Origin of the sequence: Actinoplanes sp. NPDC026619, from assembly GCF_040638295.1 — a bacterium.
GTDB lineage: Bacteria > Actinomycetota > Actinomycetes > Mycobacteriales > Micromonosporaceae > Actinoplanes.
The window spans coordinates 16,251-39,911 of sequence record NZ_JBEZYA010000052.1; the positions used below are offsets into that span (position 1 = coordinate 16,251).

16 protein-coding genes and 1 pseudogene are annotated in these 23,661 nt (G+C 69.5%); 3 read left to right on the forward strand and 14 right to left on the reverse strand.

The window, feature by feature from the left end; translation table 11 throughout:
• Nucleotides 1-4: 4 nt before the first annotated feature.
• From AB0E90_RS49945 to AB0E90_RS49985, 9 genes are all read right to left on the reverse strand, one after another.
• On the reverse strand, nucleotides 5-1,162 hold the full coding sequence (locus AB0E90_RS49945) for an alpha/beta fold hydrolase (RefSeq protein WP_360420621.1): 1,158 nt from the start codon (nucleotides 1,160-1,162) through the stop codon (nucleotides 5-7).
• 90 nt (nucleotides 1,163-1,252) lie between these two features.
• Nucleotides 1,253-2,419, reverse strand: coding sequence for an alpha/beta fold hydrolase (locus AB0E90_RS49950; protein ID WP_360420651.1), 1,167 nt, complete (start codon nucleotides 2,417-2,419; stop codon nucleotides 1,253-1,255).
• Between the two features lie 8 nt (nucleotides 2,420-2,427).
• Nucleotides 2,428-3,393 carry an IS3 family transposase gene (locus AB0E90_RS49955; protein ID WP_360420623.1) on the reverse strand — a complete coding sequence of 322 codons (966 nt, stop codon included), beginning with the start codon at nucleotides 3,391-3,393 and terminating at the stop codon, nucleotides 2,428-2,430.
• 38 nt (nucleotides 3,394-3,431) lie between these two features.
• The gene (locus AB0E90_RS49960) at nucleotides 3,432-3,875 is read right to left on the reverse strand and encodes a hypothetical protein (protein ID WP_360420625.1); all 444 of its coding nucleotides are present in this window, start codon (nucleotides 3,873-3,875) and stop codon (nucleotides 3,432-3,434) included.
• Nucleotides 3,876-4,154: 279 nt separating this feature from the next.
• On the reverse strand, nucleotides 4,155-7,193 hold the full coding sequence (locus AB0E90_RS49965) for an AAA family ATPase (RefSeq protein ID WP_360420627.1): 3,039 nt from the start codon (nucleotides 7,191-7,193) through the stop codon (nucleotides 4,155-4,157).
• Nucleotides 7,194-7,224: 31 nt separating this feature from the next.
• A complete protein-coding gene (locus AB0E90_RS49970; protein WP_360420629.1) occupies nucleotides 7,225-8,499 on the reverse strand; it encodes an MFS transporter in 1,275 nt (424 codons plus the stop codon).
• Between the two features lie 33 nt (nucleotides 8,500-8,532).
• On the reverse strand, nucleotides 8,533-9,876 hold the full coding sequence (locus AB0E90_RS49975; protein ID WP_360420631.1) for a ferredoxin reductase family protein: 1,344 nt from the start codon (nucleotides 9,874-9,876) through the stop codon (nucleotides 8,533-8,535).
• A gap of 51 nt (nucleotides 9,877-9,927) precedes the next feature.
• Nucleotides 9,928-11,202: a hypothetical protein gene (locus tag AB0E90_RS49980; protein WP_360420633.1), complete on the reverse strand. Its 1,275-nt coding sequence runs from the start codon at nucleotides 11,200-11,202 to the stop codon at nucleotides 9,928-9,930.
• Complete coding sequence (locus tag AB0E90_RS49985) at nucleotides 11,199-12,230, reverse strand: hypothetical protein (protein ID WP_360420635.1); 1,032 nt, start codon at nucleotides 12,228-12,230, stop codon at nucleotides 11,199-11,201. The genes AB0E90_RS49980 and AB0E90_RS49985 overlap by 4 nt, the downstream gene beginning before the upstream one ends.
• 83 nt (nucleotides 12,231-12,313) lie before the next feature.
• On the opposite strand from AB0E90_RS49985, the gene AB0E90_RS49990 reads away from it, so the two are divergent.
• Entirely contained in the window at nucleotides 12,314-12,598 is a 285-nt protein-coding gene (locus tag AB0E90_RS49990; protein WP_360420637.1) for a hypothetical protein, read from the forward strand.
• The gene (locus tag AB0E90_RS49995) at nucleotides 12,595-13,188 is read left to right on the forward strand and encodes a hypothetical protein (protein WP_360420639.1); all 594 of its coding nucleotides are present in this window, start codon (nucleotides 12,595-12,597) and stop codon (nucleotides 13,186-13,188) included. The genes AB0E90_RS49990 and AB0E90_RS49995 overlap by 4 nt, the downstream gene beginning before the upstream one ends.
• Nucleotides 13,189-13,274: 86 nt before the next feature.
• On the opposite strand, the gene AB0E90_RS50000 is transcribed toward AB0E90_RS49995, so the two are convergent.
• From AB0E90_RS50000 to AB0E90_RS50020, 5 genes and pseudogenes are all read right to left on the reverse strand, one after another.
• Nucleotides 13,275-17,627 carry an FtsK/SpoIIIE domain-containing protein gene (locus tag AB0E90_RS50000; protein WP_360420641.1) on the reverse strand — a complete coding sequence of 1,451 codons (4,353 nt, stop codon included), beginning with the start codon at nucleotides 17,625-17,627 and terminating at the stop codon, nucleotides 13,275-13,277.
• Nucleotides 17,628-17,708: 81 nt separating this feature from the next.
• Nucleotides 17,709-18,002, reverse strand: coding sequence for a WXG100 family type VII secretion target (locus AB0E90_RS50005; protein WP_360420643.1), 294 nt, complete (start codon nucleotides 18,000-18,002; stop codon nucleotides 17,709-17,711).
• A 54-nt stretch (nucleotides 18,003-18,056) separates the two neighbouring features.
• Nucleotides 18,057-20,690, reverse strand: a complete 2,634-nt coding sequence (locus AB0E90_RS50010) for a hypothetical protein (RefSeq protein ID WP_360420645.1) — start codon at nucleotides 20,688-20,690, stop codon at nucleotides 18,057-18,059.
• A 68-nt stretch (nucleotides 20,691-20,758) separates the two neighbouring features.
• Complete coding sequence (locus tag AB0E90_RS50015; RefSeq protein WP_360420647.1) at nucleotides 20,759-21,307, reverse strand: sigma-70 family RNA polymerase sigma factor; 549 nt, start codon at nucleotides 21,305-21,307, stop codon at nucleotides 20,759-20,761.
• Between the two features lie 491 nt (nucleotides 21,308-21,798).
• Nucleotides 21,799-21,899 (reverse strand): annotated as a pseudogene (locus tag AB0E90_RS50020) (IS6 family transposase); the annotation flags it as partial.
• Between the two features lie 225 nt (nucleotides 21,900-22,124).
• On the opposite strand from AB0E90_RS50020, the gene AB0E90_RS50025 reads away from it, so the two are divergent.
• Nucleotides 22,125-23,603, forward strand: a complete 1,479-nt coding sequence (locus AB0E90_RS50025) for an AAA family ATPase (RefSeq protein WP_360420649.1) — start codon at nucleotides 22,125-22,127, stop codon at nucleotides 23,601-23,603.
• Nucleotides 23,604-23,661 lie beyond the last annotated feature (58 nt).

Here is a 23,661-nt window from a genome sequence, read left to right on the forward strand (position 1 = left end):
AACCTCAACCGTTCAGAAAAGCGTCGATGTGCGACAGGAACTCGGCCCAGGCCGGCTCGGTGGCGGTGAGCAGATGGTTTCGGCTGTCCAGCATGACCAGCCGGCTGTCGGGGATCAGAGCTGCCAGCTCGCCGGCCTGGGATGTGGGTACCCGCGCGTCATCGCGCGAATGGAGGATGAGCGTCGGGCACCTCACCTGATGAGCGATCGCCGACACGTCGATCCGGGCGAACTCCTCGAGGAACCGGACGCCGTTGGCGGGCGAGGTCGTCCGCCGCTGGAAGTCGACGAACTCCTCCCAATCCCGCGGCGTGCCCTCGGGAAGGAACTGCGACGCGAAGACACGCAGGAACCGTGGGTCCTGGTGGCTCCAGCCGACCCGGGCCACATCCAGATCGAGGTCGGCCTCATTGCGCTCGGCCGCGTCCCGGGCCCGCACCTGCCGCCCCCTCGCGTACGCGCCAGCGAGGATCAAGCGACTGACCCGCGCAGGATGCCGGGCGGCGTAGGCCACCGCCACTGCGCCGCCCTGCGAGACACCGAGCAGTGGAAACCGGTCGAGTCCGGACGCCTCGACGACAGTCTCCAGGTCATCGACCCAATCGTCGAACGTGCAACTGGGGACCTCCCAGTCCGAGAGGCCACAGCCGCGCTCGTCGTACCGGACCAGCGTGCGGTTGCGGGCGAGGCCGCTGATCCAGTGCGACCACACCGGGGTCGTCCACTCCAGGTCGAGGTGCGACATCCAATTGGCCGCCTTCATCAAGGGTGGGCCCGTGCCGACGCTCGCGTAGGCGATACGGGCGCCGTCGCCGGCCTTACAGAACCGGATGACCTGATGGTCCGTACCGAACGGTGCCGCCGTCCGCGCGGGCTCAGATCTGGCCGGCGGGGCGGCCCCTACCGTCGTTCCTGCAGCGACGAACTGGTACCCCCGTCGATGCACGGTCCGTATCATCCCTTGCCGGCCGCCGGTGTCCCCCAGTGCGCGGCGTACGGTGCGCAGCGCCGTCGTGAGCGCGGCCTCGCTGACGAACCGGTCACCCCAGACGGAGTCCAGCAACTCGTTCTTCGACACCACACGATCCCGGTGCGTCACCAGATGGCAGAGCAGATCGAACGCCCGGGGCTCGACATGGATCGTCGCGCCCGCCCGGTGCAAGAGATGCCCGGCGATGTCCAGCTCGTACTCGCCGAAGCGGTACGTCTCAGCACCCATCGCTATCGCCTACGTTTTTCATCATCGGCAACTTCAGTTTTCCTCCGCCAAAAACGCGCGCATCTCGGCGAGGAAGCCGTGCCAGGCCGGCTCGTCGCCGGTCAGCAGGTGGTTGCGCCCGTCCAAGATGACCAGTCTGCTGTCCGGAATGAGGTCGGCCAGCTCTATCGCCTCCGACATGGGAACCCGCGGGTCGTCGCAGGAGTGTGTGATCAGTGTCGGACAGGCCACCTGAGTAGCCAGATCAGCGACATCCATCCGGGACTGCGCTTCCAGAAACCGTGCGCCGTTGGCCGAGGTGGCCGTTCGCTTCTGGTAAGTCGTGAACTCGTCCCACTGCTCCGGAGGTCTTCCCGCGAAGAACTGACCGCCGAAGAAACGCTGGAAGCTGCGATCGTCTCCGTACCATCCGGCCAGCGAGAGCCGCAGATCCAGGGCCGCCTCGGCATTCTCGGTGGCGCCGCGGGCCCGGGCCAGCCGGCCGCGGACATAGGCCGCGTTGAGGATCAGACGGCTGACCCGCTCGGGTCGGCGGGCGGCATAGGCGATCGCGAGCGGACCTCCCTGGGAAACACCGAGCAGGGGAAATCGATCGTGCCCGGCGGCGTCCGCCACCGCGTCGAGGTCCTCGACCCACTCGTCCATCGTGAATCCCGAATCCGCATCCGAGAGACCGCACCCCCGCTCGTCGTAGCGGATCAGTTGCCGCCCCTCGGTCAGGCCCTCGAACCAATGGCGGGCGAAAGCCATCGTTCGTTCCAGATCGATACGGCTGAGCCAGTTCGCGGTCTTGACCAAGGGCGGCCCTTTCCCGGTGGCGGCCCAGGCGATGCGTGTGCCGTCCGCCGTCCGGCAGAACCGGATGGAGTCACGCAGCCCGGCGGTCGTGTCGTCCACGGCCCGGTCGGCCGGCCCCGGCGCCACGGCGGCCTGCACGGTCGAGACGGCTCCGGTGACGGCCTTCGCCTGCGCAACGAACTGGTAGCCGCGCCGATGCACGGTGCGGATGAACGCCTGTCGGCGCCCGTCGTCGCCGATGGCCAGCCGAACGGCGCGGAGCGCGGTCGCCAGCGCGGCGTTGGTGGCCGGCTCGCCGGACCAGGCCGCCGCCACGAGTTCCTCCCCCGGCACTACGCGATTGCGGTGCTCCACCAGGTGACACAGAAGCGCGAAGGCCCGACGCTCGACGCGGACCGGTATTTGTCAAGTCAAATTGAGACGGTTTGTGCCTCGGTCGTTGGCTGGTTGATCCAGGCTCTCTCGGGGAGCTGGGGTGCGCGAGGCCGGCGGGTGAACCGGTCAGGGTGCTGGGCGTAGGCCGCGTTCAGGGTGGTCTGGCGGTGCTGGCGGATCTGGTCGGCGGTGCCGTAGTGCACCGACGCGGGCGTGTGCCAGCCGATCCCGGAATGGCGGTGCTCGTGATTGTAGGCGGTGAAGAATTCGTCGCAGAACGTGCGAGCATCAGCGAGGGAGCCGAACCGGTCGGGGAAGTCGGGCATGTACTTCATCGTTTTGAACTGGGCTTCGGAATACGGATTGTCATTCGATGTGCGTGGCCGGGAATGCGAGCGCAGGACACCGAGGTCGACGAGCATTTCCGACACCGGTTTCGAGGTCATGGCGCCGCCGCGGTCGGCGTGGATGGTGTGCGGCTCGATCCCATTAGCTGCGACCGCGTCGGCCAGGAAATCGCGGGCCACGATCGCGTCCTCAGCGGCCGCAACAAGCCAGCCGGTCACATACCGGGAGTAGATATCAATGATGACGTAGCATTTGAACCAGACGCCCTTGACCGGTCCTTTCAACGCGGTGATGTCCCAGGACCACACCTGCGACGGGCCGGTCGCGACCAGCTCCGGGCGCACCCGGGGCGGATGGGTGGCCAGCCGGCGTCGTTCCCGGCTCTGCCCCGCCGCCCGCGAGATCCGGTACATCGTGGACATCGAACAGTGATAGCGGCCCTCGTCGAGTTCCCGTGCCCAGACCTGCGGGATCGCCACATCCGCGTACGCGGGCGCGTTCAAAACTGCCAGGACCTGCTCACGCTCGGCAAGGCTGAGCGTCCACGGCGGCGGGGTCCGCGGCAGCCACGGGCCGTGCATCGGCCCGACCGGTTTCGCCTTACGGTAATAGGTCGCCCGCGATATCCCGGTCAGTGCACACGCTCTTTGCACCGCGATCTCCGCGGCCCGTAATTGTTCGAACGTGGCGGTCAGGATTTCTTCGGCGGTATCTGATCGTCCGCGCTCTCGGACAGTTCTTCCAAGAGCGCGTGCGCTTTTCCCATTATGTCCAATGCCATCCGGGTCTTCTTCAGATCGGCCTGGAGCTTCTCGTTCTGCCGGCGTAGTTTCTCCAGCTCGAGCTGTTCACTGTTCTTCCTCTTCGGCCGCCCTGGTCCCGCCGTCCTGGAATCGACATCCTGGCCCGGTTTGGCGAGCAGGCCCGCATCACGGGCCCGTGTCCATTCGATGATGTGCGACGAATACAAGCCTTCCCGGCGCAGCAGAGCACCCTTTTCGCCGTTCGGGGCGCTCTCGTAAGCGGCGACCATCGCGAGTTTGTACGCTGGGCTGAACGCCCGACGCGACGGCTTCGGCGCCGGATCGACTCCGTCACCGGCCGACGCCGGCTGCTTGTCAGATGAAGTGGACACGCTCACAAGGATCTCCGATCCCCGCCCTCAGGTCATCACCCCACAGTCACACGGGGTGTCTCACCTGATCTTGACCGAGAGGGGACCGCCCGCCCGTCGTGCAACAGACGACGGTGCTCCGGATCCAGCTCGAACTGTTCAAAGCGATAAATCGTCGAGCCCACGGCCGCAGTCTAACGATGCCCGCCCGATCGGCCGGTGGGCATGCGGCGACGAAACGGCCACGATCGGGCACCGAATCCGGTTCTCTGACGCTGCCGGTCGTGCCTGCCGGCTCTGTCAAGCGAGGCGTTCGAGGAGCTGCTCGATGTGTCGTTTGACGCGTGCGAAGCCGAATTGATCGGCGGTCGCCCTCGCGTCGGTGGCGAGAGCACGTGCCCGGTCAGGCTCGGCCCCGGCGAACAGTTCGGCGCAGGCGAGTTGGGTACGGGTGACGAACAGGGGTGCACGTAAGCGGCGGTTGACGGTGAGGGCGAGGTCGTAGGCGGCTGCTGCTTCGTCGACACGGCCGAGGGTCGCGAGCGCGCGACCGAGCCCGTACGCGATGGACCCCTCAGTGGTGGCGCCGGTGCTGGCGACCTGGTCCCGCCAGCCGTCGAGGATCGGCACGAGCTGGGATGCCGGTACGGGCAGGGCGAGCGTGTGGCAGACCTCGGCCCACAGCATCAGGGTCGTGGACCAGAACTGGGGTGCGCCGCCGGCCGAGACGTCGAGGGTGTCGGCGAGCGCCCGGGCATCCGGTTCGCGGCCGAGTTCGCACCACACATAGGCCAGGCCGGCCCGGAAGACCTGCAGCGCGGGGTTCTGATCGAGGACCTGCTCGAGGGCCCCGGCCACCTCGGCGAGGCGGTCCTGGGCGCGGCGGATCTGGAAGAGCTGGCCGGCGTAGCCGAAAAACGCGTCGGGTTGTCCGGTCGCGACGCCCCCTTCGAAGGCGGCCTGGGCGGCGGCTTCGGCCCCGTCCAGGTTGCCGTCCAGGAAGTGGTGTATCGACTGGGTCTGCGCATTGGTCCAGCGGACGTACGGCTCCGGACTGCGCCTGGCGAACGAGTCCCGGATGTTCCTCTCCCGGTCCATGACGTCGCGATCGCCGCGTTCCAGGGCGATCTCGTGATGGGACATCGAGAGCAGGCCGCGCAGCCGTGCGTCGCCGGTGCGTTCCGCGGCGGCGATGCCTTCGTCCAGCAGCTGTTCACGGCGCTCGAGCGCGTCCAGGGTGCGCAGCGCACTCTCGGTGAGACGCGTGACGTGCGCGACGATGCGGTCCTCGCCGGCCTCGCGGGCGAGTTCCAGCGCAAGCGAGGCCGCCTGTTCGACCTGTTTCCCGGGCGCGGCGTGAATCTCGATGGCGAGAATCGCGTAGAGCATCGCCGCGTCGGCCGGGCGAGGCCCGGCCGCGATCGCGCGCCGCAGGGTCTGGACCCGCTCGTCGTCGATCGTCCCGAACTGGCTGACGTCGCCGCGGTTGTTGGCGAGCGCCGCGCGTACGAGAAGGTCGTCGTGATGGAGTTCGACGGCGAGGCGGCCGGCGTCGAGAAGGGTTTCGCGGTGAGCGGGGTCACCGGTCTGGCGTTGGGCGGTCCCGAGGCCGACCAGCGTTTCACACCGCTGTGTCGTCTCGCCGGCGAGGAGGAGACCGAGGGTTTGGTAGTACCAGGTGACCGCGTCGTCGGGGGCCAGGTGGGCCAACGCGTAGTCACCCGCCCGTTGGGCGTACTCGGCGGCCTTGGCCCGGTTGAGCGGGGCGATGGCGTGGATCCAGTGGTGGGCGATCTCCCCGGCCCGCTCCCCCGGGTCGTCGCCGCAGCGTCGCTCCAACGCTGCGGCGACCGCCTGGTGACCGAACGCCCGAGCGGTTGGATTGAGCTCCGCGTAGAGAGTGTGGGCGACGATGGCGTGGGTGAACGCGAACCGCCCGGCGGCGTCGACGACGAGCGCATTGTCCACGGCCGGCGCGAGGCGCTCGAACGTACGGAAGGGATCCTCGCTGAGCAGCTCGGAGAGCAGGTCGAGCTCGAAGTCCCGGCCGATGACCGACGCGGTGTGCAGGGCTTTGCGGGTTTCCGGGCCGAGGCGCTGGATCCGGCGTCCCACGACCTCGCGGACGCTGACGGGCAGGCCCACGGTCTGCAGGTCGGTCGGCGCCGCCCAGCGGCCGTCGTCCTGCTGGCTGATGGCACCGGTCTCGGCGAGGTGGCGCAGGATCTCGGTGACGAAGAAGGGGTTGCCTTCCGTCTCGGCCCGCAACACGTCCCGCAGGGCAAGCCCGTCATGGTCCATCTCGTGGCCCGCGACCGTCTCCAGCAGGCCGAGCACCTCACTGTCGTCGAGACCACGCAATGCCAGCCGGGTGGTGCCCGGTTCGCGATGGGTCGCGGCCAGCAACGCGGTCAGCGGGTGCGCGGCGTCGATGTCGGTATCCCGGAACGTCGCGATCACCAGCACGGGTGTCGTCAGGGCCCGTTCGACGAGGTGCCGGACGAGAGCGAGGGTCTGCGCATCCGCCCAGTGCAGATCGTCGAGCACGACGAGCGCCGGCTTACCCCGTGCCGCGACGGCGTCGAGCACCTCGATGAGCGAGCCGTAGAGTGCGAACCGCGCCGAATCCGATTCCAGATCGGCCGCGCCGGCGCCGCCCAACAGTGGTGCGAGCGCTTCGTGCTGGCTGTTGAGGACTTCGGGGACATCGCGGTCGAGGCTCGTCAGCGCTTCCCGCCAGGGCTGATACGGGATCGACAACTCTTCGTCACAGCGCCCGTACAACACCACCGCCTCGTGGTGCGCCGCCGCCGCGAACACCGAGCACAGCCTCGTCTTTCCGATCCCGGCCTCGCCGCTCACCAGCACCACCCGCCGCCGGCCCGAGGCAAGGACCTCTTTCCACACGTCCGCGAGCACCGCGCGTTCGCTCTCCCGGCCGGCGAAGCCCAAGCCCGACGACACCACAAGCCGGGCGGGCAGCGGGACGCCCGACTCCGACTCCGACTCGGCCTGGGCCGGAGTCCGCAGAACTGTCCCGACGAACTGGTAGCCGCGGCGATGAACGGTGCGGATCAGCCGCCGTTCCTTGCCGGTGTCGTCGATCGCGATCCGGGCCGCCCGGAGCACCGTGGTGACCGCCGCCTCGCTCACGAAGCGATCGCCCCACACCGAGTCGAGGAGCTCCTCTTTGGACACCACCCGGTCACGATGCGAGACCAGGTAGTGCAGGACGTTGAACACCCGGGGCTCGATCGGGATGCGCTCACCCGCGAGCCGCAGCTCGAAGAGGGAAGCGTCGAGCTCGAACCCATCGAAACGGTACGAAGCTCCATCCACGGCCCGGATGATACTACCGAGCAGAGGCGGACTACCGGATGTCGCGGATGCGGAGCATCAGCACGCCCGCCACCACCGCGCACAGAGCGCCGAAGACAAACAGCGCGGGGTAACCACCGAACCACGTGATCACCGCACCGGCTATCGCTGCGGCCAGCAGTTGGGGCAGCCCGGTGGCCACCTGCAGGATCCCCAGATCGCGGCCCTCGCTGCCGGAGTCGGGCAGCACCAGGGACATGACCGCCAGATCGATGGCGAAGTAGGTGCCGATCGAGGCACCCAGACATGCGGAGTAGACCAGCATCCCGGTCCAGGTAGGCAGCGCGAGCGGAATCATCATCGACGCGGCGACGCCGAGGGAGCTCACCCCCACGAACAGCTTGCGCCGGTCCACCTTGTCGGCGACCCAGCCCGCAACACTCGCCACGACCACCCACACCACGATGCTCAACGTCAGCATCGTGCTCACCGCCGCCGCCACGTCGCCGCCGGGCACGTTGCCGGTGCCGATGTAGTCCTGCAGGGTGTAGAAGGCGTAGCCGCTGACCACGTAGTAAGACATGAAGAGCATGAACCGGCTGACGAAGGCCAGCCGGAAGTCCCGGGCGGCGAACGCGGCGAAGAACGACCGGAACGACTCCCCCAGGCTCCGCCGATCTCGCACGGCCACCGGCAGGTCGCGAGCCGAGCCCTCCCGGGCACCGAACAACAGAAGCGCGGTCGTAACCAGCAGGACCACGGCGATGACCGCGTAGGCGGCCAGCTGTCCGGCCCGGCTGGCCACCTGGACGCCGAAGACGACGCCGACCGGGGTGCCCAACCCGATGACCGCCGACGCCAGGCCCCGGCGGTCCGGGGGAATCCGGTCGGGCAGGATCGCCGAGATCGCGCCGGAGTAGAAGTTCGCCGCGAACCACAACACCACCATGGTCGCGATCAACCCCGGCATGCTGTCGGCCAGCCCCATGAGGATGCAGACGACAGCCGAGACGATTGCGGCCGCGGCAATCCACGGCGTCCGGCGCCCGTAGCGCGAACGCGTACGGTCGGAGACCGCCCCACCGGCCGGGATCGCCACCATCGTCGCGACGGCCCCCAGCGTGGTGAGCAGGGCGAGGTTGCGGACCTTCGAGGCCGGGTCCACCGCCTCCACCTGAGCCGGGAGAAGAACCGCCGAGATGCCGTTGAACACCGCGTACATGGCGGCCGTAGCCGGCAGCAGCAGTGCGAGCAGCCACCCGACGCCCGGTCGTGACGCCGGTTCGCCGTCGGCGGCAACGATCTGGGGACTGGGACTGTTGATCATGGGGCCTCCGGGCCGGGTCGATCAGAGCGGGCCTCAGACTCCCAGACGGAAGGCCTCGATGTGACGCTGGTGGGCCGGCACCCGCAGAGCCCGCAGACTGCTCAGTACCGCATCCGCCATCGGGGCCGGGCCGCACATGTAGACATCCCGCTCGGCGATGTCGGGCACGAGGCCGCGCAGGCCTTCGGGGCTGAACGGCTGGTTCTCCCGGCTGGTGCGGCCGGTCAGCAGATGCAGGCGAGCGCCCCGCTGGTGGGCCAGGTTACGCAACTCGCCGATCAGCACGGCCTCAGCCGCCGTCCGGGCACGATAGAGAAGCACGATGTCGCCGGCCAGCTTCGGATCCTCGAGCAGGGCGCGGATGGGGGTGATGCCGATGCCGCCGGCGATGAGCACGGTGTCCCGCCGGGTCCGGCGGATCGTGGTGAGCGCGCCGTACGGCCCCTCGACGTACACACGCGTCCCGACCGGCAACTGCCGCAGCCCGGCGCTGGTGGAACCGATCGCCTTGGCGGTCAGGCGAAGCGTGCGCCCGTCCGGTGCCGCCGACAGTGACCACGGGTTGACCTGCCACCACGAGGTGTACCCGGGGAAGCGCCACCAGAAGAACTGGCCCGGCCGGGCACGCAGCCGTTCCAGCCCGCGGCCGCCGACATAGACCGAGACGGCCTCGCTCGTCTCGGGGACCACGGCTACGACCCGCAGCTGATGGCGAGCATTGCGCACGAGCGGCACGAAGAGCCGGTTGGTCAGCAGGGCGACGATCGCGGAGGCCCACAACCCCCACCAGTAGACCCGGGTGAGGGTGCTGCTGTTGAACGAACTGCCCTCGTAGACCTGATGAATCACCGCGAGCGCGAGCATCACGTACACGACCAGGTGGATCGCGTGCCAGGCCTCGTAGGACAGGTGCCGGCGGGCCGCCCGCACCGAGGTGACCGCCATGACACCGACCAGACCGGCCGCGATCATGCCCAGCAGCACCGGCATCTGGCCGGCCAGGTTGGGAATCTCGGCGAGGAACGAGATCTGGTCGAGCTCGGCGAAGCCGAGCAGGACGAAGGTGGGGTGCAGCACCACCAGCCAGAAGACGGTGAATCCGGTCCAGCGGTGCCAGTTGGTCAGCTTGTCCATGCCGATCCGCCGCTCGAAGAACGGCAGCCGGGCGATCAACAGCACCTGGACCGCCATCACGAAGCCGAGGTGCAGGCCGAGGAAGCGACCCACCGATCCCAGCGTGTTGTGTGCGGTATTGGCCGTCCGAGCGAACATCAGCTCGATGATCACCAGATTGACCAGCAGGAAAGCGCCGATCAGCAGTTGGGCCGTCCGGGTCGAGCCGACGCGGTTCACGCGTGGCGACGTGGCGGTGTACATCGTCTACCTTCCGGAGCCTTGAGCGATTTCATTCCAGGGATGGGAGATCCGCTACCGGGCCGGAGCGGTCACCACGACGCCGATCGCGGGCAGGTGCACGGCTCCGTTCACTTCGGCGTTCCAGCGCCAGTGGGCGCCGGGCAGATCACCGAGCACGACCGCGACCTGACCGCTTCCGGGGCCGCAGGCCGCGAACAGCAGCTCGGCCTCCTCGGCGGACGGCGGATCGGCGACGACGATCAGCGCGGTGAGGGCACAGCGACGGGCGGCGAGCCGAACCATGCCGTCGTCGGTCCCGGCGGCCGCACCGGACGGGCGCAGATCGGCGATCGACCGCAGTCGGGTCGCGTTCGACGGGACACCGACCGGCTCGCCGCCGAGTCCGGGGATCGACAGCACCGGAAGGTCCGGGCGGAACCGGGCGAGGTCGGTGAGCAGAGTTCGCAGGACGTCGGCGGCCACACCGAGTGAGCCGCCGATGGCGAGCACCCCGTCGAGCCAGGTGAAGTCCACGAAGAGCGACCCGGCCTCGCCGCCGCCGACCCGCAGCAGGCAGGGCGGGACCTGGCCGCCCGGGATCTGGCCGAAAGGCGCATCGGCCGGGCGGGTCCACACACTGTCGGACTCGGCCCGCCACGGCGGGCGGGCTTCGTCGCCCGCGGTCACCCAGGCGGTGATGTCACGGTCGCCGATCCGCAGGGCGTAGGCCTCGACCCGGTCGGCGGTCAGCTCGGCCGCCGCCTGCCACGCCAGCCGAGGACCGGCCTGGTCGCCGGCGAACTGGTGGACCAGTTCGGCGCGCTCACGCAACCGCTGCTTGATGTCCTTGTGCAGCCGGTTGTTCTCGGCCCGGATCCGGCGGCGTTCACGTTCCCACCGCACGATCCGCCGCCGGAAGAACACCAGGACGGTGAGCAGCGCCAGGACCACCGCTCCGGCTAACGAGAGGATGAGCTTCCAGCTGAAGTACGGCTTGGCCCCGCCGGCCTGGCCCGACCCGGCGCGGCCGAGGCGCACATCGGGCCCCGTAGCGTCGTCGGGCAGTTGCAGGATCCATCCGGGCCGCACCTGGCCGGAGCCGGTCAGCGAGCCGCCGTCGCTCTGCGGGCGGCCGAGGTTCAGCTCGAGGATCTCGCCGGCCCGGGCAGGATCACCGAGCGTCCGCTGGGCGATCTGGCTCAGGGAGTCGGCACGTCCCCCGTTCTGGGCGGGTGCACGCACCACGGTGACCTTGATGACGTCATCCGGGGCGGCGACCGCAGGAGAAGGCGCGAACAGCGCCACCGCGGTGACCGCGCAGAGCAAAAGAAGAATCCGGCGGATCATCGGGCCGGCGTCCAGCCCTGAGCCGCGGCGCTGCCGATGACCGTGCCGCTGCTCTTGTCGGCGGCGTTGCGGTACAGCGGTGCACCGTCGAGGGTGACCTGTTTGGTCCCGTCCGCACGACGCAGCCACCAGACGCGCTTCTGGCTGATTCCGACGACCTTCGCCTTGCCGTCGTTCTTGGCGACCACCGGCCGCCACAATGCGGTGCAGGCGCCGGTGCACTTGCTGACCGGCGGGTCGGTGCCGTCCTTATCGTTGCGGTACAGGGTCGCCCCGTCGTCGTCGACGACAACGGGTCCGTCGCCGGTCTGCTTGGCCGTGAGTGTCGCGGTCCGGTCGGGGCCAGCGGGTTTGACTACTTCGGTCCCGATCAGGGTGTCGTTGGGTGTCCCGTCGGGCTTGAAGGCGAACCAGGCGTCATCGACGCCCTGGCCGTTGAAGTCACCCGGAACGGTGTCGGCGGCGAACCGGTACGCGGGCCGCCCGGCGATGGTGACCTGCACCGTGCCGTCGGGTCGCCGGATCGCGCCGACCTTGGCGTTCTTGAGTCCGTCGACGAAGACCCGCCCGCCGGCCTGGATCAGCACCGGCGGCCAGCGCAGCGCGCAGTCCCCGGTGCACTTCGAGGCCGGCGGATCGGCCGAGTCCTTGGCGAAGCGGTAGAGGGTGAAGCCGTGTACCTCGGTGACCGTGTCGCCGATCGAGGCCTTGTTGACGGAGAGCTGAACCCATTTCGCCGACGCCTCCGGGGCGGCGGCGGGCGCTTCCGAGGCCGCGGCCGGCTCGGAGGACGCGGCGGCTTCGCTGCCCCGCCCGTCGCCGGTGATGCCGAGACTTTTCGCCGGAGCATCCACCAGTTGGATCTGTCCGTCGGCCGCGGCAGCGGCCCCGCCGGGCTTCTCGCCTGCGCAAGCGGCCACGGCGAGCAATGCCGCAGCGGCAACGGGTACAGCCAGGGCGCGGGCCGAGATCCGGGCCACGATGACACCTCCGGGTTGGTCGGGGTTTTCGACAAGCACGGTCTGCACGATCGGCGCCACGATCGGGTTCAATGTTTGTGACTCATGCCACATGGTTCGAACCGTGCGGAGGGCTCGGCCGTGATGCGCGCATGGCCAGATCAATCGTGGTGCCCGGCGAGGACCTGCAGCAGGCGTCGGACTCGATGCGCCGGGTGCTTCAGCACATCAACGTGAAGCGCAGCTCCGCGGATTTCGGCAGGGTGGTCGGAAGCCCGGTACGCGGCGCCGCCGAGCACTTCGACGACCGATGGGATGCCGGTCGTAAGCAGTTGCGGCAGGAGTGCGACGACATCGTCGAAGCGATCGACATGATCCTGAACGCCTTCACGTCGGTCGACAACCAGACCGGCGACAGCCTAGGCGGTGGCCGATGACCGCCCCCGGTTCGTTCACCCTCCAGGTACCCGACAGCTGGCTCGACTACGACCTGGCCAATCAGGATTTCGCCCGGCAACAGCAGGAACTGCGAGCCGTCATGACCACCGCCGAGCAGCGGCGCACCGCGGACGACGCGCTGCGCCAGGCGCGGCGGCTGCTGCGGACCGCCCGGCAGCGGGGCGCCGTCTCCGCGGCCGGCATGATCGCCCGCGACGGCGACGGTCTGGTGATGGCCTTCGTGGCGGTGTTCGGTGTGACCGTGCCGGCGGGTGCCGACCTCTCGCTCGCCGAGATCGCCCAGCAGTTGTCCCGGCCGGCCGGGACGGACGGCTACGGCGACCGCACGGTCACCTCGGTGGAGCTGCCCGAGATCGGGGCCGTCGCCCGGATCACCGGGACCGAGATCGTCCCGCTGACCGATGAGACGTCAGCGGTCATGATCGCCATGCACACCATCATCCCGATGCCCGAGCAGCCGGGGTCGTACCTCGTGGTGACCGGGATGAGCCCGAACCTGCCGCTCGCCGAGGCCGTGTACGACATCTTCGATGCGATCACCGGGACGTTCCGTTTCGCTGCTCGCTGACCCAGAAATTCTTTTCCCGGGCGGGACCGCCACCCCGCCGCGAATCCGGGTGGCGCCTCTGCGGCGCCACCCGGATTCGTCTTTGTTCAGCCGCTCGCGGGCACCTGGACGGCAGTCAGTGTCCCGTCACCGAGATGCAGGTAGGCTCGCCCGGGCTGGGCGGCCTGCCCGACGATGCCGCGCGGGAGCCGCATCCCGATCAGCTCGCCGTCGGTGATGCTCTGGGGTGCGATCAGCAGGCCCACCCGGTTGCGTTTGATCTGCGTCAGCCAGCCGGCCAGGCCGAGGCTGAGCGCCTCGGCGTTGCCCGCCACCACCAGACCCCACCCGTTGCCGGCGGCACCCCGCGCGAGCGTGTTGAGGTCGCCGTCGATGTCCGACTGAGCCATCAACTCGGCGTCGTCGATCACCACCGCGCCGGTGTCCTCCCGGACGCTCTGCAGCATCTTCCGGAAGTCCACCGCGGCCACGCCCGCGTCCTGGATCACCCCGCACACACCCGGCTGCCCGGCCAGATCCCGCAGCGGTGAGCGCCGTGGCGCCACCACCAGCAGCCCGGTACCCCGTTCGAGCAAGGATCGGGCCACCGCCAGCAGGGCGGTGCTGCGACCGGACCGCGGGGGCCCGCCGATCGCGAACGTCGGGATGTCAGCCAAATCCGGCCCGAGCGGCTGCACCTCGTCACCACCCACCCCCACGAACGCGGTGAGCGGGCGACCTCCGTCGGGGACGAGCCGGCGAGCCTCCGCGTACGTGATCAGATCGGGCAGCGCGACGAAACGGCGCGGCCGGGCATGCCCGGGCACCCCGGCGTCGCGATCCGTGATCCTCCTGGCCCCTTCGGCGAGGGCCGCCGCCTGTCCCTGACCTGAGGTGTCCGGGCCCAGCACGGCGATCTGCGCCGCCGCGCTGTCCGCGGTCCGGATCGCCCGGCCCGGGCCCTGATCCGGCGGCACGGCCCGGGGGTTCAGGCCCACCAGCGAGTAGTCGGTACGGTCGTTGAGGCGCAACACCAGCTTCTCCTCCGTGGCCCCGGCGAACCGGCTCGCACCGAGCACCTTGTCACCGGCGAGCAGAACGTGAACACCCACGCCGGCGCCGTCGCGCAGCAACCGGCCCAGACGCTCCAGGTAGCTGCCGTTGTCGTAGGTGGCGAAGTCCCGCTCGAAGACCTCGAACCGGTCGACCAGCAGCATCAGATGCGGCAGCCGCCGCTCCGCCGGTGCGCCCCGCCGCTGCTCGGTCAGGTCCGCCACCCCCTGCTCACCGAACATCGACTGCCGCCGGGTCAGCTCGGAGATGAGCCAGGTCAGCATCCGGTCCAGCCGCTCGAGCTGAAGCCGGTCCACGACCGCGCCGCAGTGCGGCAGGCCGGCCAGGGGCAGCAACGCCCCGTTGCCGCAGTCGATCGCATAGAAGTGCACGTCGGCGGCGGAATGCCGGGCCGCCACGGCGGCCGCGAGCGTCCGCAATGCCTGTGACCGGCCGCTGCGGCTCGACCCGATGAAGAACACATGCCCGGTACGGTCGATGTCGAAGACCAGCGGTTCGCGGCTCTGCGCCGCCGGCAGATCGACGATGCCGTACGCGACCGGCCCCAGATCTCCCGGCATCAACTGGGCCGCAGGCTGCGGCAGCTCCGCCAGCTCCATGACGTCCGCCAACGGCGGAAGCCACGGGCTCGGCTGTTGCGGTACATCGAGCCGTTCGCTCGCCGCGACGATGGCCCGGACCAGTTCCTTCAGGTCGGTGTCGGCCGGCCCGGCGGTGGAGGTCCCGGATCCGGTACGCGCCGGGACAGGCTCGCCCAGGTGCATCCAGTCCACCTGGGTGACCTCGATCCGCACCTGGTTGGCGCGTTCGTCGAGCACCGGCCGCTTGCCGCCGATGCGCCCGGCCTGGAACGGCAGCAGCGCGGCGTACCCGAGCCGGGCGAACGCCCGGCCGGGAGTGCGCGGCGACAGTTCGCCGGCATCGGGGGCGTCGATGATGTCGCGGCTCTCCCCCTGATCCGTCGTGCGCAACGCGATCCGCAGGTTGGTGTTGGCCCGGATGTCGGGCGTGACGGCACCGGACGGCCGCTGCGTCGCCAGCACCAGGTGGATGCCGAGCGACCGCCCACGCTGCGCGATGTTGACCAGACCGGCGACGAAGTCCGGCAGTTCCCGCACCATCGACGCGAACTCGTCGATCACCAGCACCAGCCTGGGCATCGGCGGCATGCTGGCGTCCCGGGCCCGGCGTTCCTGATAGCGCAGGATGTCGGAGGCGCCGGCCCGGGCGAGCACGTGCTCACGCCGGCGAAGCTCCGCGCCGAGCGAGGTCAGTGCGCGCTCCACCAGGTGGGTGTCCAGGTCGGTCACGATGCCGACGGTGTGCGGCAGGTCGGCGCACTCGGCGAAGGCACTGCCGCCCTTGTAGTCGACCAGCACGAACGTCATCTCGTCCGGCCGGTTCGCCACCGCCAGCGTGGCCACGAGGGTCTGCAGCAGCTCCGACTTGCCCGCACCGGTGGTGCCCGCGATCAGCGCATGTGGTCCGTCCCGGACCAGGTCGATCGCGAACGGGCCGTCCATCCCGATCCCGAGCACCGCCTTGGTGCTGCGAGGACGCACCGCCCAGCCCGCCTCGATCCCCTTCGGCGTCGGCGGCTCCAGGCCGAGAACGTCGAGCAGGCGTGCCGACTGCGGCAGGACCACCTCATCACCGTCACCGGTGACACCCAGCGGCGCCAGCCCCCGGGCGACCCGCTCGTACCAGCCGCCGTCCGGCTCGTCGGCACGGATGCCGGAGATCCGCGCCGCCTTCGCCGTACGCACGGACGCCCCGCCGGGTCCGGAGACCACCACGGCCCGGCATTCCTCGGGCAGCATCCGTTCCTCCGTCTCCAGACAGAGGACATACACGCCGACCGCCGGCCCATCCCGCAGCACGGTAACCGCGCCGGGCATGGAACGCAGGCGGCGCGCCCCGTCGAACACGACCAGCACGTCCGGCTCGCCGGTACCCGCGCCTCGCTGGGCTGATTCCGGGCGGTCACCGCCGGATCGGGCGGCGATCAGGCGGTTCAGCTCGGCGAGACGCCGCGACACCGACTCCGCGCTGGTGCCGATCAGGGCGTACGCGTCCTCGCTGTCGGCCCGCACGTGCGGCAGCCAGCGCAACCACGACCATCGCCGCTCACCTGTGGAGTCGGTGAGCACCCGGATCCGCAGGTCGTCGGGGCTGTGCAGGGCCGCCGCCTGCGCGACCAGCCACGGCGTGAGACGGTCGAGGCGCTCCCCGGCCACGCCCACCACGCCGCTGTCCCGCACATCCACCGCGACCGGGACCTGCCCCAGTTCGGGGACGACGATCCGCCGGTGCTCCTCCTGGGCCGGGTCCTCCACCCGTACCGCCGAGGGCATCGAACTCGTCCCGACCCGCAGGGCGAGAAAGTCGTCATCCTCGTGCCGCCGCTCCCACAGGCGCTCCCCGGGAAGCGTGGCGATCCGGCCGATGAGCGCCGGATCCGGGTACGCGTACCGCCGGGCACGCTGCTCCTCGAGAACAGCCTCGTCGATCTCCTCCCGCAGCCGGGCCGACTTCTCCTCGTACGCCTGCAACTGCTCGTCGAACGTCACCCGCTTACGCCGTTTGCCGCCGAACTGGGTGAACAGCGCGGCCGCGGGCGAAGCCAGAGCCAGGAAGACGAACTTCCAGTTGCCGGTGCTGATGATCCCGACCAGCGCACCGATCGCCGGGACCAGCAACAGCGACGCCAGCGGGAAGGTGCTCTTCTCCGGTTTGACCGGTTCGGTCAGCAACCGGAACTGGCCGCCCGGGATCTGCGGGAAGAACCGGGGCGGGCGGTTGAACTCCCGCGTAAAACCGTCCGCGGCCCGGGTCATCGGCGCCCGTGCCGGAACCCCGACCGCCAGCTCCAGAAGGTTGCCGCCGATCGCCAGTTGCCGTCCGGCGGGCCAGTCCGCGGGGCCGTCCAGCATCGTCCCGTCCATCTCGACCGGCGACAGCGCGGACACCTGAACCGTCCGGTCGGCGGCGACCAGCAGGCGAGCGGCTGTCGCCGGAACGTCGCCGGCCAGGCGGACCCGGCAGCTGGGCGCTCCACCCACGTCGTACTCACCGGGCGGCAGCAACACGATGCCGCCGGCGCCCGGACCGCCGACCAGCCGGACCTCGACCGCACCGACCTGGCCGGCCGACGGCCGCGCCGGGCGGTTCAGACCCAGCTCGGCACCGGCGCCGAGCCGGGCGTCCGCCAGCGAAAGCCGCGGGTCCAGCGGGGTGACACCGTGGAACAGAGTGCCCGGGCGCCGGCCCAGAGCATTCGCCATCTCGGCGGTGAACGTACCCACCGAGGCACCCGGCTCCGCATCCACGACCAACAGCTCCGCCGCCGGTGAGACGTCGGACATCAGGCTGACGTTGAGACGCACTTTCGTTTCTCCTTTCCTCTACGGCGGACACGCCCGGCGCTTACCAGCGCCGGGCGTGTCCGATGTCCTGCCAACGGCCGATCAGCCGAGGCGAGAGCCGAGATCCTGGTCGGTGGAGGCAAACGCCTCACCCACCGAGCGGACATAGTTGCCGATCCCTTGCAGACCCTGGTTCACCTGGTCGAAACCCCGGGAGAACTCGTCGAAGAACGGCTGGAACTTCTGCTGCGCGGCCGGGGTGCGATAGCCCTGGGAGAGCAGGTTCTGGACCTTGCCGCGCACCTCGGTGAGCTTGTCCTGCAGCTGGGTGAAGTCGTTGAGCAGCGCCGCCGAGGTCTGCGCCGTCTCGTCACTGTTGACCGCGAAGTCGGGCATGGTGGTCTCCTTCGTATGTTGCATGGTTGACGTCGGCGGTCCGCCGGCGTGGGTCTATCGACGGGACTTCCGGGGGAAGCCGTCGGGTTCGTCGGGGTCCGGGCCGCCGGTGATCACATCGCTCGTGGTGAGGACGGCCTCTGCCTTGACCAGCCCTTCGAACAGCGCGAGCGCCGGGTCGTCCTCGCCCGCGATGGCCGCTGCGGTGGCCTCCTGGGCGCCGTCGGCGATCGCGTCCGCCGCCGCATCGGCCGCCCGATCTTGGACGCCGTCGGCGAAGGAGAGCTCCGTGTTCGTCTCGGCATTCGACGGCGAATCGTCCGGTCGGATGTCTTCCGCCGGAATGGAGTCGTCCGGGGTGTCGCCGGGCTGTGGACGGTTGCCGTCGGGCGTGGGCGAGTCCGGTCCGGTGGCCGCCGAGGCCTGCGTTTCGGAACCCTCCGGGACTTTGTCCGCCCGGCCGTTGTCGGCCGGCCCTTTCCCCGGCCCGGTGCCCGCGCCGGCCGTCGAGCTCGGCGGAACGCTGCCGGCCGGAGCAGCCGCTCCGTCTTGACCGACCGCTACGGATCCCGTCTCCGCCGGGCCTGCGGCAACCGGTGCGGCAGCCGCTGAATCGGCCGGACTCGGATCAGAGGCCGGCGCCGGGGTTGACGCCGGAACGGGTGCTGGAACCGGCGCCACCTGGGAGTCGCCGACACCGGGCGACGCGGAACCGGTACCCGCCGGCGGCTGCACCGTGCCCGGTTCCGAGGAGCCGGCCGCCGGCGCAGCAGAGGTTGCTGGAGTATCAAGGCTCGCGGGAGAAGATCCACCGGATGCCGAGGATGCCGGCGCACCACCACCTGCCGGTACATCGGCATCAGCCGAAGCGGAGTCATCCGGGGCGTCGCCGGGCTGTGGCCGGTTGCCATCCGCATCGGACGAGGCCGGTCCAGCCGGCTCCGCGGCCTGCGAACTGGGGCCCTGCGGTACTCCGTCCGTCCGCCCGTTGTCAGGCGTCCCCTTCGCCGGTTCGGCGCCCGCGCCGACCGTCGAGCTCGGCGGAACGTCGCCGGCCGTGTCCTGGCCGGGCGGCACGGATTCCGTCTTCGCCGGGTCGGTGGAAACCGTTGTGGTAATCGCCGAATCGCCGGAGGCTGCTGGGATCGGGGCCGACGCCGGAATGGAAACGGAAGCTGGGGCCGCCTCGGTGCCGCCGCCCTCCGGTGGCCCGGCATCATTGCCGGCCGGCAGCTGGCTCGTACCCGATTCCCCGGTGCCAGGCGCCGACGCCACAGAAGCAGCCGGCGCTGAGGGCGCCGGGGCAGGAGCCGGATCGGGCACCGCGTCCGCGTTCGAAACCGGGCCTACTCCAGGATCTTCGGCTCCGGGCGATCCGGAATCCACAGAACCGCCGTCCGGCGCCGGCTGCCCGGCGCCCGCCTCCGCGGAACCCGTCGGCCCCGGAGAGCTGTCAATCCCGCCGGGAACGCTCCCGGAATCGGACGTGGCCGGCGTGTCAAAGTTCGAAGGAGACGATCCACCAGATGACGGGGATGCCGACGCATCACCACCTGCCGGTACGTCGGTGCCGGCCGAAAAGCCGTCTCCCGACGACCCGCCGCTCCCCGACGGACGATCGAAGCCGGAGTCGAAATCCACCCGGTCCGGAACGGTCTTCCGGAATGTGTCGATGCCCCCACCGACCGCGGTCCCCACCGCCGCGCCACCGAAGATCGCACCGGCGTTGAGGTCGGCGCTGTCCTTGTTGGCCGCCTTGTTCAGACCGGCAGTCGCGACCTCATCGGTGACGTTCTGACCGAACTCCTTCGTGGTGTTGGTGAATCCCCTGATGACGGTGTTGCTCTCGGTCAGTTCGCCGAATGCCTTGACGCCGCCGCGGACCGAGGTCACGAGCTCGGGCGCCACCCGGTTCGCGGCCTTGACGACCGGCCCGAGCAACACACCGGCCGGAACGAGACTCACCAGGCCGACCAGTAACGTGCCCAACTCGAAGTTGCCGTTGACCGCCTGGACGACCGCCGTCACGACGACCGAGACCGCAGCCAGCACGATCCCGACGATCGGCAGGACAACGCCGACGACGGCGATGAAGATGTCGACCAGCAGCCGTGCGATCGGGTTGTTCCGGAAGAAGTCACCGATGCGCTGGAAGAAGTTGCGCCGCGGAGGCGGCTTGATCGCCTGAGCCGCGGCCTCGTCGAGGTCCCGATTGCAGCGCGCCGAAGCGGCCTCGCGCAGACGCCGCGCCTCCTCGGCGAGCCGCCGGGCGGCCGAGAGGCCGGCCTGCGCGTCGAGAATCTCATCGGCCCGTTGCCGCGCGGCGACACTTTCCTCGGCGGTGGCGGCGGGATCCAGTCGGGGCGTGGTGGAGCGGGCGATGGACGCGACCGCGCCGGCCTGATCCATCGCCGTGTCGATGCGGGTCTGCTGGTCGCGCAGCACCCTGGCGTACGTCCGATATGCCTGCGCGGCCGTGTCGAAAGAGTTGACGGTTCGCTGCAGCTTGCTCGGCAGGCTGTCGAGCATGCCGCGTAGCTTCGACATGGCGTCGCCGCGGGCGGATGACAGTGAGCCGCCACGGCCGAGCACCCGCAGCGCCGTCTGCGCGTCGTCCCGGATGTCCTCGTACTCCCGGGCGAGATCGTCGATCTGGTCCGGGTCACCCGGGGTCGGATCCCCGCTCATGCCGAGGATTTCGAAACCGGACCTATGCCGCCTGGTCACGTGAGTCCTTCCAACTAAACGATGTGGGATCAGGCTGCGACGGTGGCGAGCTCGGCACGCAGGGCCCGGACCGCGTAGTGGGCACGCGACTTCACGGTTCCGGGCGGGACGCCGATGGACTTGGCGGCCTCGTTCACGGTGCTGCACCGGTAGTACAGCTCGAAAAGCACGTCGCGGTGCTCGGTGGTGAGCCGGCGCATCGCCGGGATCAACATGACGCTGGTGACCACCGCGTCGGCATGGTCCTGGACCGGTCGCTGCAGGCTGTCCCACACCTCGCCGGTCACCGGGTACGCACGCCGCCCACGCATCTGGTCGACGGCCACATTGTGCGCCACCGTGAACAGCCAACTGCGGACCGATCCCTCGCGTCCGACCAGCGATTGCCGGTGGCGCCAGGCCCGCAGCAACGTCTCCTGGACGACGTCGTCGGTCATCCCCCGGTTGCCGGTCAGCCTGCGGACATACGCACGGACCGGCTCGCCGTGCAGCGCGACCAGTTCGGCGTAGTCCTGTTCGGACCCGGCCTCGGGACCAGGTCCCGGCTTTTCGAGCACTGCCGTGCCGGTGGCATCCATGACAGCGCGATGGCCCCTTCCCACGTGCGGCGATCCTCCCTCGGTACGGATCCGGTGGCCGGACCCGTCAATAGCCTGCGGGACACCACGTCGCCGAAACTTTGCGAAGATCTGAGGAACTACTGAGGAAACGCAAAAAGTGGTCGGCATTCATCGCATTCCGTGGCCGAGACTCGACAGCGCATATCAGGCGCGCAAGCGCTATCAGATGCGCGACATTCCCGAATCCCGTTCCCGACGCACGTGCCGCCAGTGCGGCAGCTCACACGCGCCTCCCGGCAGGATCGACAAGCACATGCGGAATGCCGCCGGACGTTTACCCGGCCCCGCGTAGAGCCAATTGTGAAGAATTTTCGCCATGCGATGGATGCGCTGGTCGCCTGGCTCTCGTAAAACCGCCTGAGAGCCAAGACATCACGGTCTTGTACGCGGGGCCGGGCCGGACCGAGGCACCGTGGATCGGCCAGAGGCGGTGTTTCAGCCGGCTGCTCGTCGATGAACCAGCGGTCATCCGGCGAGCGCCGGGCAAAACGGGCCGCGTCGGCCAGCAACGGAGTGAACCGCGCAAGAACCAGCGCATCGCCAGCACGATCGCCTCCGACGGGAACCGAAACCCCGCGAACGCCGAAGAAGGAGGAGACCACGACCAAGATTGGACTGCAGCGTGGTCGAACGCCGATGGGTAGTCGGACGAGCACGTCCCGGACGGCCTCGTCGCAGGCGATCTCGGCGCCCGGCACCCGGAGAAGCGGTTCGACACCAACCGGATCGTCTTCCACGGCAGGCCGGCCCGCGATCGAGCTGTACGATTGCGGCCGTGCGCGGAGCTCCTTACCGTTTCGACGGATTCGAGCTTCACACTCTTCTCTTCGAGCTCCGGCGCGCTGGTAAGCGGATACCGCTCGAACCGAGGGCATTCGACGTCCTCCTTCACCTGGTCACGAATCGTGAGCGGGCGGTGTCGAAAGTGGAACTCCTCGACTCGGTGTGGGGTGATCGCTTCGTCAGCGAAGCCGTGGTCACCACGACGCTGCGTTCCATCCGGGTGGCGATCGGTGACACCGGAAAGGAACGCCGGCTGATCCGAACCCTGCACCGCCGGGGCTACCAGTTCGTCGGAACCGTCGAGCAGGCGGCGAGCGGGCCCGGGGCGGAGCATGACCTTCCTCTGCCGGAACGACTGGCGATGTCGACGGGGCTGGGGTTCGCCGGCCGGGAGCACGAAAGCACGGTGCTCAGACAGCTCTGGAAAGAGGCGGTTGCCTCGCGGCAACGCCGGATAGCACTGATCAGCGGGGAAGCGGGGATCGGCAAGACGGCGCTGTGCTCGGTGTTCGCGGCCTCGGCGCATCGTGACGCTGTCGTTGTGTACGGGCGCTGTTACGAGGAACTGTCGATTCCCTATCAGCCCTGGCGGGAGGTGCTGACGAGTCTTGACCGGCACCTAACTGCCATCGTTGACGGCCGACGCGAGGCAATCGCTCCCCTGCTGGGCGGTGTCGGCGCGGCAGACCTGGACTCGGACTCGGCGCGGTTCGCGCTCTTCAGCGCCGTCGTCAACGTTCTTGACGCCGTCGCGGCGCTGCGGAAGCCCGCACTTGTGGTGCTCGACGATCTGCATTGGGCGGACGTCCAGACGCTTGCCCTCCTTCGGCATCTCGTCGCGCGGGCCGTGACCACACCGGTGCTGGTGATCGCGACATTCCGGGATTCCGACATCGACGCGTCGCATCCGCTGACCGCGTTGCTGTCCGCGACCCATCGGGAACCGGGCACCACCCGGTTAGCGCTGGGCGGACTCGATGACAGCGAGGTGCTCAGCCTCCTAGAGGACGTTGCGGGTCATGCGATGGATCGCGACGGACTCGCGTTGCGGGACCTGCTGCGGGCCGAAACGGAAGGCAATCCGTTCTTCGTCACCGAAATCCTGCGCCATCTCGCCGAGACCGGGGCCATCAGCCAGCGCGCCGATGGACACTGGACGGCTCCGGCTCAGCTGCAGAACCGAGGGCTGCCCATTAGCGTCCGGGAAGTCGTCAACAGCCGGGTTCAGCGCCTCGGACCCGAAACACGAAAGGCACTCGACACCGCTGCGGTCGTCGGCCGGGACTTCGAGCTGGACCTGCTTTCCGAACTGCTCGGCGAAGACCCCGTCCAAACCTTCGGGCGCCTCGCGCCGGCGGTGGACAACGCGCTCGTCACCGATGCCGGGGGACGGTTCGCGGGATCTGGCCGCCGTCGACAACGGCTTCCTCGCACGCCAGGGCTGTTGCGTTCTCGCGGCGCGGGGCGCTGAACAGGGATTTTGTGGGGTGAGTGGCCTCTGTGGAGGCGGATGAAGCGGGTGAAGCCCT